Source organism: Bacillus sp. ISL-55 (assembly GCF_018613155.1).
Lineage (GTDB): Bacteria > Bacillota > Bacilli > Bacillales > Cytobacillaceae > Mesobacillus.
Genome location: NZ_JAGGQU010000021.1, coordinates 131605 through 144636, shown reverse-complemented (window position 1 = coordinate 144636; position 13032 = coordinate 131605). Strand labels below are relative to the sequence as shown.

Sequence of the window (13032 nt, the reverse complement as noted above, 5' to 3'; positions counted from 1 at the left end):
AGATAAAAGGAGCGTCTGTATGGGGATTTTAACGAAAATTTTCGACCAGAATAAACGCGATATCAAGAGATTGACGAAAATGGCGGACCAAATCGATGCACTTGCAGGCGATATGGAAAAGCTTTCGGACGATCAGCTTAGGGAAAAAACTGAGGAGTTCAAATCCCGTTACCAGAACGGTGAGTCTACTGATGACCTGCTGATTGAAGCGTTCGCAGTCGTCCGTGAAGGTGCAAAGCGTGTCCTTGGTCTGTATCCTTATAAAGTCCAGCTGATGGGTGGTATTTCCCTCCATGAAGGAAATATCTCTGAAATGAAGACTGGTGAAGGTAAAACCCTGACTGCTACAATGCCGGTTTACTTGAACGCGATCACAGGACGTGGCGTACACGTTATCACGGTCAACGAATATCTGGCAAGCCGTGACGCCGTTGAAATGGGCAAGCTGTATGAATTCCTTGGCCTGTCTGTTGGCTTGAACCTGAACAGCATGACGAAGGAAGAAAAGCAGGAAGCGTACCGTGCCGACATCACTTATGGTACGAACAACGAGTTCGGCTTCGACTATCTTCGTGACAACATGGTGCTGTACACAGACCAGAAGGTTCAGCGTCCATTGCACTTCTGTGTCATCGATGAAGTTGACTCCATCTTGATCGATGAAGCGCGTACTCCGTTGATCATTTCCGGCTCTGCTCAAAAATCTGCTGCGCTTTATATTCAGGCTAATGCATTCGTGCGCACTTTGAAGCGTGAAGAAGATTACACTTATGATGAAAAAACGAAGGGTGTCCAGCTGACGGAGGAAGGAATCACGAAGTCCGAGAAGGCTTTTGGCATCGAGAACCTTTTTGACATCAAGCATGTGACATTGCTTCACCATATAAACCAGGCGATGAAAGCTCAGGCGAGCATGCACAAAGATGTGGATTACGTCGTCCAGGATGGCGAAATCGTCATCGTTGACCAATTCACTGGCCGTCTGATGAAGGGCCGCCGCTACAGCGAGGGCTTGCACCAGGCAATCGAGGCAAAAGAAGGCCTTGAGATCCAGAATGAAAGCATGACGCTTGCGACAATTACATTCCAGAACTACTTCCGTATGTACGAGAAGCTGTCCGGTATGACGGGTACAGCGAAAACTGAGGAAGAGGAATTCCGCAATATATACAATATGAATGTTGTCGTTATCCCGACGAACCGTCCAATCGCGCGTGACGACCGTCCGGATTTGATCTACGCATCGATGGAAGGGAAGTTCAAGGCAGTAGCTGATGACATTGCCGAACGCCACCAGGCTGGACAACCAGTCCTAGTTGGTACAGTTGCGATTGAAACATCTGAAATCATTTCTGCGTTCCTATCAAAAAAGGGCATCAAGCATAATGTCCTGAACGCGAAAAACCATGAGCGTGAAGCGGAAATTATCGCTGAAGCCGGTCATCAGGGCTCCGTTACGATCGCGACAAACATGGCGGGCCGTGGTACGGATATCAAGCTTGGCGAGGGCGTTAAAGAAGTTGGCGGTCTTGCGGTAATTGGTACAGAGCGTCACGAGAGCCGTCGTATCGATAACCAGCTCCGCGGACGTTCCGGACGTCAGGGAGACCCTGGTGTGACTCAATTCTATCTCTCTATGGAAGATGAACTTATGCGCCGCTTCGGTTCTGACAATATGAAATCGATGATGGAGCGCCTTGGCATGGATGATACCCAGCCAATCCAGAGCAAGATGGTCTCAAGAGCCGTTGAGTCTGCGCAAAAACGTGTGGAGGGCAACAACTTCGATGCTCGTAAGCAGTTGCTTCAGTACGATGATGTTCTTCGCCAGCAGCGCGAAATCATCTACAAGCAGCGTGACGAGGTTCTTGAATCTGATAACCTACGCGACATCGTTGAAAAAATGATCAGGTCTGCATTGGAGCGCAATGTCTCTGCCCATACACCAGCGGGCGAGGATATGGAAAAATGGGATCTGAACAGCATTCTCGACTACGTGAACGGCAACCTGCTTCATGAAGGTGACATCACTGCTGAAGACCTTCGCGGCAAAGAGCAGGATGAAATCATTGAAGTGATCATGGCGAAGGTGAAAGAGCGCTATGATGAAAAAGAAGAACTGTTGACTGACGAGCAAATGCGAGAATTTGAAAAAGTAATCGTACTTCGTTCGGTCGACTCAAAGTGGATGGACCATATCGACCAGATGGACCAGCTTCGCCAGGGTATCCACCTTCGTGCATACGGTCAGATCGATCCACTGCGCGAATACCAGCATGAAGGCTTCGCGATGTTCGAAAACATGGTTCTTTCAATTGAAGACGACGTTGCAAAATATATCATGAAAGCTGAAATCCGCAGCAACCTTGAGCGCCAGGAAGTAGCGAAAGGCCATGCAGTGAATCCAAAAGAGGGCGAAGGCGGCAAAGTGAAGAAAAAGCCTGTCGTCAAGTCGATGGATGTCGGCCGTAATGATCCTTGCATCTGCGGCAGCGGCAAGAAATACAAGAATTGCTGCGGAAAAGCGGAATAAGCTTTATTGCGCGCGCAGAATAATTTTTCAAGCAAGAGGGCCGAATCTTCGGCTCTCTTTTTCCTTGGAACATACAATACGGTATAATGGAAAGTAACTTAACTATGAGGTGAACGATATGGAATTAGCAGATATCAGGAATGAACTTGAGAAAACAGCTAAGAAATTAGCGGGCTTCAGGGGGTCTCTTTGACCTAGAAAATAAAGAAGCGCGAATCGCTGAGCTAGAGGATGGCATGCTTGCGCCAGACTTTTGGGATGACCAGCAGAAGGCACAGGTTGTCATCAACGAAGCGAATGCGCTTAAGGAACAGGTTAATGTTTTTAACGAGCTTAGCGAGACTTACGAAAATCTCGATTTGACTTATGAGCTTGTGAAGGAAGAGGACGATGCGGACCTTCGGGAAGATTTGGAGAAGGAGCTTATCGAATTCAAAGAGCGCATGAGCGAGTTTGAACTTCAATTGTTGTTGAGTGAAGAGCATGATAAAAACAATGCGATTCTTGAATTGCACCCTGGCGCGGGTGGAACTGAGTCTCAGGATTGGGGTTCCATGCTGTTGCGTATGTACACGCGCTGGGCAGAAAAGCGCGGCTTCAAGGTGGAGACACTGGATTATCTGCCAGGAGACGAAGCTGGGATTAAGAGTGTCACTTTGAAAATTAACGGCCACAATGCCTACGGTTACTTGAAAGCGGAAAAAGGCGTTCACCGTCTGGTTCGTATTTCGCCGTTCGATTCTTCAGGACGCCGCCATACTTCATTTGTATCTTGCGAAGTGATGCCGGAATTCAACAATGAAATCGAAATCGACATTCGCACTGAAGACCTGAAAATCGACACGTACCGTGCAAGCGGCGCCGGCGGTCAGCACATCAACACGACTGACTCAGCCGTCCGTATCACGCACTTGCCGACCGGTGTTGTTGTTTCATCACAGGCAGAACGTTCACAGATCAAGAACCGTGAAACGTCAATGAAGATGCTGAAAGCGAAGCTTTACCAGCGCGAAATCGAACAGCAGCAAGCCGAGCTGGACGAAATCCGCGGCGAGCAAAAAGAAATCGGTTGGGGCAGTCAGATTCGTTCTTACGTTTTCCATCCATATTCCATGGTAAAAGACCACCGCACCGGTGCCGAATCCGGTAATGTGCAAGGAGTCATGGACGGGGATATTGATATGTTTATTGATGCTTATTTGAGGTCTAAGTTGAGTTTGGGTGAGTAAAATTGATCCGCATATGAGTTTTGTGGTCCCCCGCCGGGTTGGCGGGGGATTTTTATTTGCGTTGGTACCTTCTGCTTTTTGTTGCTCCAGTTGTTTTGAGATTTGAATTTGCCAACAACTTGGATGCTAGTTTTTGTGATGGTAAATGTACGAACAACCGAAACTGCTGATTATTGATGCTTGGGTTAATTAAAAGAAAATAGTCTTCTAATGCTTGTAAGTGGGCGTCTTTTGCAGTAGTCCCGCAGTGGTGACAATTCCAAGTACCGCTATATCGCTCCATTGCATATCGATTGCAAGACGGGCATTGGACTCCGGTAAGGTATTCAGACGGATTGATTTGAAATCTTGGAAGGTGTGATTCCGGAGGCTGGTCGCTCTTTAGCAGATGCTTACTTAGCTTCTTAACTTCTTTTATGGTAAGTAATGTTTTTGGATATTTTGAAAGAAACTCTTCAATTTTGAATATGAGTCTACCTGGCGGACACACACGATGATATATTTCAGGATCATTAGAGGGGTTTCGCAAGGCAGTTGAAGGGTTGCTGCTAAAGACTAAATATTCGATAGGAATCATAGGATAATGGTGGTGAATCAGCCATCTTAGGAGGAGAATACGGTGTCTCTTGGCTTGAAGAAGTGGGTCATCAAACGTATCTGTTTTATCATTCAGGCTGCGTTCCATTTGATTGAATTGGGAATTAAAAGTGAGAGTGCCGGCCATGTTTTTGGATTCAATTATAATGGCGAATGAAGGGGAGATGAGTAGGGAGTCCATTTGGAAATGTGTTTCACCGGTTTTTAAGCGCAAACCCTGGAAGATGTGGAAATCTTCTTCATGGAGGAGGCTAGTGTAATAGTCCAGAGTTACCTCGCCTTTGTGGCCAGCTCCAAATCGCATGGAATCCTGTATTACATCAGCCCGTTTAGGATGTGTTTCAGGTAACCTCCTTAAGATTGCATCATTTATTATTAGTCTTAATGGTATTTTTCTTTTTTTAACGATCAAAATTGTTTCCTCCTTGTGTATGATTATTATTTCTTCGACAAAATTCATGATAATTCCTGCTAAAAGCAATGAAGAGGGAGGAAGATTCAAAGCATTTAATCATAACGAGGGATAATCTCTACGGAAGCTTAACTTTTCTCTACGAAAAAAGGATTTTCTCTATGATAAGAAATGTATTCTCTACGAAATTCCCCGTAATCTCTACGTTTACCATTTAACTAGGAAAACCCAAGGGCAAATTACCTTTTTCTAGCAACCCCACACCCCTAGAAAGAGCATTTTCCATAAAAAAGCGGCCTCCCACGAGAAGGCCGCTCTCCAAATCAATATTAGATAAACAAATTCAATCCAGAATCCTCAGCATCCCCAAGATAAGCTGCTACGCCGCCGATTTCGACTCCGTCGATGAGTTCTTCTTTTGAAATCCCCATGATGTCCATGCTCATGCCGCAGGCTACTAGCTTGACGCCTGCATCCATGGCGTTTTTCATCAGAGTTTCAAGGCTGTCGACGTTTTTGTTGGCCATGACGGTCTTGACCATCTTGGAGCCCATGCCGCCCATGTTCATCTTGGACAATGGCAGGTCGTTTGCGCCCTTCGGCATCATCATGCTGAACATTTTTGCCATCATGTCTTTCTCGGTTGACGGTGCGTCGCTGCGCTTCAGGATGTTCAGTCCCCAGAAGGTGAAGAACAAAGTTACTTCTTTACCCATCGCCGCGGCACCGGATGCGATGATGAAGGTTGCGATGGCCTTGTCGAGGTCTCCGCTAAACACGACCATCGTAGCGCCATTTTTAGCAGGCGACGCAGTTGGAACCTCAACAGGTGCTGCCATCGTATTCATAGGCACGACCACATTGCCTTTCATGATCTGGGCCTTGAACTTTTTATCTTCAAATTTGTTGCTGATTAGCTTGTTGCCAGTTTTCTCACACCATGCTTTGATGTCCTTTGCGAAGCCCGGGTCTGTTGCGTGTACCTCCATAACCTCGCCGTCCTGCATATCGCCAATAGTCTTATACACTTTCATAATAGGACCAGGGCAAGATAGGCCGCAAGCGTCAAGAGTCGTTTTTACAGTCGGCGGTACAGCTGCCACGTCAGGAGCGGCAGGTGCCTGAGCAACAGGAGCAGCCTCAACAGCCAATCCAACGCTAGACTGGGCAGCACCAGCAGCGATTTCTTCCATCGCAGCATTACGCTGGGCCACGCCATTGTCGCTGATTGGTGTACCACAGTTTTCACTTGCATCTGGTTCATACACGCAAGAGTAAGTCTTGTATCCGCCATCAAGGTTCTTCACCTTGAATCCAGCCTGCATCAGGATACGTGTAGCAAGGTAACCGCGAAGGCCGACCTGGCAATATACGTAAACTTCTTTCACCGGAATTTCACCAAGACGGTCGCGAAGGTCACCCAACGGGATATTCACAGATCCCTCGATCATGCCCATGTCGCGCTCGATTGGCTCGCGGACGTCGATCAGGTAGCCGCCGTCAGCAAGAATGTCGTTGATCTCATGCCATTGAACAGTTTCCACTAGGCCTTCCGCAATATTCTTCGCTGCGTAGCCAGCCATGTTGACCGGGTCTTTTGCAGAAGAGTATGGCGGCGCGTATGCCAGTTCTAAATCCGGCAGGTCGAAAATCGTCATGCCGCCTTTAATCGCAGTTGCCAATACGTCGATGCGTTTGTCTGCGCCATCATAAGATACAGCCTGTGCACCGAAGATTTTTCCTGTTTCGCGGTCAAAGATTAATTTTAGCGCGATCGGGAATGCGCCAGGATAGTAGCCAGCGTGAGAGCTTGGGTGAACATGCACGACATCATAAGAGATGCCAAGGCGCTTCAATGTCTTCTCGTTATTCCCTGTTGCCGCAACGGTCATGTCGAACACCTTCGCAATGGATGTGCCAAGCGTGCCCTGGTATTTTGAATCAATGCCATTGATATGGTCAGCGACAATACGTCCCTGGCGGTTGGCCGGCCATGCAAGCGGAATATGAGTCGCCTGTCCGTTGATATAGTCTTTCACTTCGATTGCGTCACCGATTGCGTAGATGCTATCGTCAGCCGTCTGCAAGCGCTCGTTGACACGGATCGCACCGCGCAGACCAAGTTCAAGGCCAGCATCCTTAGCCAATTTATTCTCAGGAGCAACACCAATCGCCAGGATCACCAAATCAGTATCAACTTGTTTGCCGCTGTTCAGATTGATCAGCTTGCCGTTTTTCTCAAAAGATTTAACACCATCTTCAAGAACAAGGTTCACACCTTTTTCACGAAGGTGCTGATGTAAAATAGAAGCCATTTCAAAGTCGATTGGCGCCATTATCTGGTCTGCCATCTCGACAAGTGTCACTTCAACACCGCGTTCCCAGAGGTTTTCAGCCATTTCAACCCCGATGAAGCCGCCTCCGATAACAGTCGCCTTCTTCGGCAGCTGCTCATCAACATACGCCTTGATTTTATCAGTATCAGGAATATTGCGAAGCGTGAACAATGCTTCAGCTTCATTGATTCCTGGAATAGGAGGCTTTACAGGGCTTGCACCTGGTGATAAAACAAGCACATCGTAGCTTTCCTCATAAGTTTCGCCAGTTTTCAGGTTCTTGATTTCAACCACTTTGCGCTCGCGGTCGATGCGAGTAACTTCACTCAGGTTGCGGATATCCATGTTGAATTTTTTGGACATGCCTTCAACTGTCTGGACAAGCAATGCGTCGCGTTCCTGGATTGCACCGCCAATATAATAAGGAAGTCCGCAGTTTGCGAAAGAAATATATTCACCGCGTTCGATCATCACGATTTCTGTTTGTTCATCCAATCTTCTTAAACGGGCAGCTGTTGTAGCTCCACCAGCAACTCCACCTACGATCACAACTTTTTTAGCCAAATTAATTACCTTCTTTCTGAAAAATTTTATATAGTTTCGATTTGTTTTTGGTTAATTACTTTGCCATTACATTCTGTAGTCTACAGTCTGGCCAGATGCTGGACTCGGATATTGTGTAATGGTGAGCATGTAAGGTATTAAAAAAATGTATTTTTCTTTTCTACAGGAAAGACTAATCAATATGACCGCCTCCTTATACGTGAAATATATCACAAAGTACGACTAGGGGTAAGGGTATTTGGTGAGACGTCAAAAAATGTTCATAATTTCACAAACTCAATAAGTAAGTAGAAAATTTTGCTTGCAAAAATAAACAAGATGGATTGTTTCTATATTATGGGCAACAGTGTACTTCCAGTGGAGCAGTATTAAAAAGTGCATATACTCAGTATTGCAAAATAGAAAGGGCTTAATAAAAGTTCACCCAAGAAATGAATATCAGAACAGCATTTATCAGACCAACCATGCAAAGTTTATCCTAAAAAGTACCCTTTCATAATTAAAACTTTGCTCCTTTAACACGGCGCACTATTAGCGTTTACAGAAAATTCGACACGTGCTATACTCACTGACGGCATTAAAGGAAAAAGGGGATAGGACTTTGAAGAAAAGGCGTAATCATACATTAAATCCAACTTTAGAAAAGCTTTTTGAATATGTATATGTGCTCATTGGATCGGCAATTGTGGCAATTTCGTTCAATGTGTTCTTGCTGCCGAACCGGGTTGCGTCCGGCGGAGTGAGTGGAATCAGTACAATCCTTGATGCGACGCTCGGCTGGGAACCAGCTTACGTTCAGTGGGCGTTTAATATACCGCTGTTTATCGCAGGGGTTGTTTTACTTGGAAGGCAATATGGGTATAAAACTCTTGCAGGAACTATTTTTCTACCATTTGTAGTGTTCCTTACAAATGACGTAAAGCCATGGACTCTTGACCCTTTGCTTGGATCATTGTTCGGCGGCATCGGTGTCGGCCTCGGTCTTGGTATTGTTTTTAGAGGGAATGCGTCAACTGGCGGTACGGATTTGGCGGCGCAGATCATCCACAAATACACGGGACTATCACTAGGTACCTGCGTGGCGTTGATTGACGGACTGATTGTATTATCTGCGGCGATTGTATTCGATATTGAACGCGGTCTTTATGCTTTGATCGGGCTTTATGTGACCAGCAAAACGATTGACCTGGTGCAGGTTGGCATCGGGCGCTCGAAGATGGCGATGGTCATTACAAACCGTCAGGATGAAGTTCGTGAAGCGATTTTGAATAAAATAGACCGCGGAGTGACAAAACTATCAGCATACGGCGGCTATACGGACCAGGAACGGCCAATTATCATGTGTGTTGTAGACCAGACGGAGTTCACAAAATTGAAACAATTGGTTCAATCCATTGACCCTGCTGCATTCGTTATTGTAATGGATGCTTCAGAGGTATTGGGTGAGGGTTTTAAAAGAGCTTGATATTGGTATAAAATAGTCGTGTATGCAAAATTTTCTTAGGGGGAGTTAAGTTGAAGAAGAAATTATTGGCTCTATTAATGGGAACCTCCTTGGCACTGGCAGCCTGCGGTGGCGGCGGCGATGAAGCTGGCGGCGACAAAGCTGGTGCAGATCCGGAAAAGCTTTTTAACCAGAAATGTTCAAGCTGCCATGGCGGCAATCTTGAAGGCGGCGTAGGCCCGAAGCTTAGCGACGTAGGCTCACGCTTATCACAAGAAGAAATTGAAAGTGTAATTGCGAACGGCCAGGGATCAATGCCTCCGAAATTGCTAGAAGGCGAAGATGCTTCAGCAGTGGCTGAGTGGCTGGCAAACAAAAAATAAGAGTAATAAGGAAACGTCCTGAAATCGTCGGGACGTTTTTTTGTGCTGTTTTTTCCAATTCAGATATAGTTGGAATGCTGTCTTTATGCATTTCCGTAAAATCGCCAAATTATTTAGCAATTCAGCAAGCTTCACATTTTGTACATACAAGTTATGACAAAATTTTGATATACCACGGTAATAAAACTAAAAATTCTACTAAATAAGAAACTCGACAATAGAAGGATTTTACTAGGTAAATAGCTAAGTTTGACAATTATTATATTAGTTAGAATAACCTCTATAGGAATATAGTGGAATTTTATTTGCAATTTGAAAAGAAACTGTAATATTTAAAAGGGTTTTTTTGATAGAGGGAGATGCTATAATAGGTTTGTTAGAAATTGTCGAAGTTTAGCCGTGTGAATAAGACTAACTATCTAAGGTGATACAAAAATGATAGATATGCAGGATGTTTACAAAACATACCGAAACGGCATTACTGCCGCGAATGGGATCAATGTTCATATAGATGCAGGTGAATTTTTATACGTAGTAGGGCCCAGCGGTGCTGGAAAATCTACTTTTATAAAGATGATGTACCGTGAAGTTAAGCCTACTAAAGGTTCCATCATTATAAACGGTGTCAATCTAGCAAAGCTGAAGGACAGCAAAGTACCATTGCTGCGCCGGAATATTGGCGTCGTGTTCCAGGACTTCAAATTGCTGAATACTCTTTCAGTCTATGAAAATGTCGCTTTTGCGATGGAAGTTATCGAGGAACAGCCGCAATATATCAAAAAGCGCGTGATGGAAACTTTGGAACTTGTGGGACTTAAACACAAAGCAAGAGCACTTCCTACTGAACTTTCAGGCGGAGAGCAGCAGCGTGTTGCCATCGCTCGTTCAATTGTGAACGCACCAAAAGTGGTGATTGCCGATGAGCCTACGGGAAACCTTGACCCTGATACATCATGGGAAATCATGAACATTTTTGAGGAAATTAACCTAAGGGGGACCACGATCGTCATGGCCACCCACAATAAAGAAATCGTCAACACAATCCAGCATCGAGTCATCGCGATCGAGAATGGCAGGATTGCCCGTGACGAAGTGAAAGGTGAATACGGATATGAAAGCTAGAACATTTCGCCGCCATGTCCGAGAGAGTTTTAAGAGTTTGGGGCGGAACGGCTGGATGACGTTTGCATCCGTAAGTGCCGTAACGGTTACCTTGCTTTTGGTCGGTATCTTTTTCGTCATTATGATGAATTTAAATAAAGTCGCAACCACTATTGAGGAAGATGTAGAAATCCGAGTCCATGTGGATGTAGCTGCGAACGACAAAGATAAAGAGGTATTGGAGCAGCAAATCAATCAGGTTTCCGGAATCAAAAATGTGACCTATTCTTCCAAAGAACAAGAACTTGAGAGCTTGATTAAAAGCCTGGGAGATGAAGGGGAAGCCTTTCAGTTGTTTGAGCAAGACAATCCTTTAAACGATGTCTTCGTCGTAAAGACGAAAAATCCTACTGATACAATGAGAGTTGCAAAGCAGATTGAGAAATTCAATTATGTTTCTTCTGTAAAGTATGGACAAGGCAAGGTTGAGAAACTATTCAGTTTTATAAAAGTAAGCCGAAATGTGGGACTCATATTAATTGTCGGACTTCTTTTTACAGCAATGTTCTTAATCTCTAACACAATTAAAATTACGATCATGGCACGTAGACGAGAAATTGAGATTATGAGACTTGTAGGTGCGACAAACGGTTTCATCAGATGGCCGTTTTTCCTCGAAGGTCTTTGGTTAGGAATCCTGGGAGCGATTGTGCCGATCGCTGTTGTCTCCGCAGCCTACTATTATGCTTACGATTACTTAAACGATAAGCTGAAAGACCATTTTATAAAATTGCTTGAATTTAATCCGTTTGTTTACCAATTGTCAGCAATTCTGATCATTATGGGAGCTGCTATTGGAATCTGGGGAAGTCTCATGTCCGTCCGCAAGTTCTTGAAGGTGTAAGGGGCGAGTTTCCGGGTTTTACCGGAAATTCTTCCTAAACACTACATAGCCAATAGACGATAGATAGAAAGACAAAGTTACGAAACTATCATGAGTAAGAGAGGGGAAAGATCTAGTGAAAAAGCAGATACTCTCACTAGCAATAGTCAGTACTTTAAGCCTGGGTTCTTTGTTAAGCCCATTAACCGTAGATCAAGTCACAGCAGCCAGTATTTCGGAAATGCAAAAGCAAAAGAAAGAGCTTGAACAAAAACGCTCAGGCATTACTTCTGAAATTAATGAGAAGGATTCTAAAATCGGTGAACTGCAAAATGAACAGCAGGTGTTGAATGACCAAATCAAAAAACTTGATTTTGCCGTAAATGATGCCGAACAGAAAATCCAAGCGAAGAACGAGGAAATTGCGCAAACAACTGGAGAAATTGAGCAACTAAAAGTAGAGATTGCTGAATTGGTAAAGCGCATTGAGCAGCGTAATGAGCTGTTGAAGGATAAGGCACGCTCCCTACAGGAAAACGGTGGTACAGTAAACTATATGGACGTATTGCTAGGAGCACAAAGCTTTAGCGACTTTATCGATCGTGTGAGTGCCGTTACGACAATTGTACAAGCTGACAAAGGGATTCTTGAACAGCATGCAAAGGATAAAGCAGAGCTTGAAACGAAGCAACAAGAAGTAGAAACCAAGCTTAATAATCTTCAAGTGATGAAAAAAGATCTCGAGGCGTTAACAGTTACGTTGAATGCACAGATAGAAGAAAAGAATAAGCTTATGAGTACGCTTAAACATGAAGAAGAACAGATGCATGCGGCTAAGTTAGATTTGGCAGAAACTGCGGATGTCTTGGCGGCACAGGAAGCGGCCATGGCTCAGGCAATTCAATTGGCTCAAAAACGTGAAGCTGAAAGACAGGCAGAACTTGAAAGACAAAGAAAAGCAGCAGCAGAGGCAGCGGCAGCACAGAAGAGTAGTGGTGGCAGCTCAACTCCAGCTCCTGCACCAGCTGTTTCTGCACCAGCGTCTTCTGGTGGCATGATTATAATGCCGGCAAGCGGACGAATCACTTCAGGTCTGGGAAGTCGATGGGGTTCATACCATGCTGGTATAGATATTGCAAATAAAGCAGCGAATGTGCCGGTTTATTCTGCTGCCGACGGTGTCGTTATCCGTTCGTATTATTCTTCAAGTTATGGAAATGTAATCTTTGTTGCACACTCTATCAATGGACAAACTTGGACAACTGTTTATGCACATTTGAGCTCACGATTGGCTGGAAATGGTGCAGTTGTTTCTCGTGGCCAACAAATTGGTGTAATGGGCAACACAGGACAATCTTACGGCCAGCACTTGCACTTTGAACTTCACAAAGGATCTTGGAACGCATCTAAGTCAAACGCTGTTAATCCAGCGGCATATTGGTAAATTTTTTTCTGGAAGAGACCTATGTCTCTTCCTTTTTCTTTTTCCCGTTTAAAAGTCTCAGAAACTTGTAAATTATATCCATATGAAAGTTTGCTCCAAAATTAAT

Annotated in this window: 9 protein-coding genes; 7 read left to right on the top strand and 2 right to left on the bottom strand. The window is 44.8% G+C overall.

Annotated elements, in window-relative coordinates; translation table 11 throughout:
- Nucleotides 1–19: 19 nt before the first annotated feature.
- Nucleotides 20–2533, top strand: a complete 2514-nt coding sequence (gene secA, locus J7E32_RS11645) for a preprotein translocase subunit SecA (protein WP_214907415.1) — start codon at nucleotides 20–22, stop codon at nucleotides 2531–2533.
- Between the two features lie 118 nt (nucleotides 2534–2651).
- Nucleotides 2652–3762, top strand: a protein-coding gene (gene prfB, locus J7E32_RS11640; protein ID WP_214907413.1) for a peptide chain release factor 2 whose coding sequence is annotated in 2 segments (ribosomal slippage) — nucleotides 2652–2723 and nucleotides 2725–3762 — 1110 coding nt in all. Because the reading frame shifts where the segments join, the coding sequence is not laid out codon by codon here.
- 52 nt (nucleotides 3763–3814) lie between these two features.
- Here prfB and J7E32_RS11635 read toward each other — a convergent pair.
- Together J7E32_RS11635 and J7E32_RS11630 are read right to left on the bottom strand one after the other, a co-directional pair.
- Nucleotides 3815–4771, bottom strand: a complete 957-nt coding sequence (locus J7E32_RS11635) for an NERD domain-containing protein (protein WP_214907411.1) — start codon at nucleotides 4769–4771, stop codon at nucleotides 3815–3817.
- Nucleotides 4772–5100: 329 nt separating this feature from the next.
- Nucleotides 5101–7671 carry a CoA-disulfide reductase gene (locus J7E32_RS11630; protein WP_214907409.1) on the bottom strand — a complete coding sequence of 857 codons (2571 nt, stop codon included), beginning with the start codon at nucleotides 7669–7671 and terminating at the stop codon, nucleotides 5101–5103.
- Between the two features lie 601 nt (nucleotides 7672–8272).
- Between J7E32_RS11630 and J7E32_RS11625 the strand changes: the two genes are divergently transcribed.
- The 5 genes from J7E32_RS11625 (at nucleotide 8273) to J7E32_RS11605 (ending at nucleotide 12926) form a co-directional block, all read left to right on the top strand.
- The gene (locus tag J7E32_RS11625; RefSeq protein ID WP_214907408.1) at nucleotides 8273–9136 is read left to right on the top strand and encodes a YitT family protein; all 864 of its coding nucleotides are present in this window, start codon (nucleotides 8273–8275) and stop codon (nucleotides 9134–9136) included.
- A 50-nt stretch (nucleotides 9137–9186) separates the two neighbouring features.
- Nucleotides 9187–9498 (top strand): cytochrome c551, encoded by a 312-nt coding sequence (gene cccB / locus J7E32_RS11620; RefSeq protein WP_214907406.1) that lies wholly within the window; start codon nucleotides 9187–9189, stop codon nucleotides 9496–9498.
- A 435-nt stretch (nucleotides 9499–9933) separates the two neighbouring features.
- Nucleotides 9934–10620 carry a cell division ATP-binding protein FtsE gene (gene ftsE / locus J7E32_RS11615; protein ID WP_214907404.1) on the top strand — a complete coding sequence of 229 codons (687 nt, stop codon included), beginning with the start codon at nucleotides 9934–9936 and terminating at the stop codon, nucleotides 10618–10620.
- The gene (gene ftsX, locus J7E32_RS11610) at nucleotides 10610–11503 is read left to right on the top strand and encodes a permease-like cell division protein FtsX (protein ID WP_214907402.1); all 894 of its coding nucleotides are present in this window, start codon (nucleotides 10610–10612) and stop codon (nucleotides 11501–11503) included. Before ftsE ends, ftsX begins: the two co-directional genes overlap by 11 nt.
- Nucleotides 11504–11618: 115 nt before the next feature.
- The gene (locus J7E32_RS11605; protein WP_214907400.1) at nucleotides 11619–12926 is read left to right on the top strand and encodes a murein hydrolase activator EnvC family protein; all 1308 of its coding nucleotides are present in this window, start codon (nucleotides 11619–11621) and stop codon (nucleotides 12924–12926) included.
- The last annotated feature ends 106 nt before the right edge of the window (nucleotides 12927–13032 follow it).

Excerpts from the sequence above, each read along its gene's own strand:
- ftsX (WP_214907402.1), top strand. The coding sequence starts at position 10,610 with ATGAAAGCTAGAACATTTCGCCGCCATGTCCGAGAGAGTTTTAAGAGT.
- ftsE (WP_214907404.1), top strand. The coding sequence starts at position 9,934 with ATGATAGATATGCAGGATGTTTACAAAACATACCGAAACGGCATTACT.
- secA (WP_214907415.1), top strand. The coding sequence starts at position 20 with ATGGGGATTTTAACGAAAATTTTCGACCAGAATAAACGCGATATCAAG.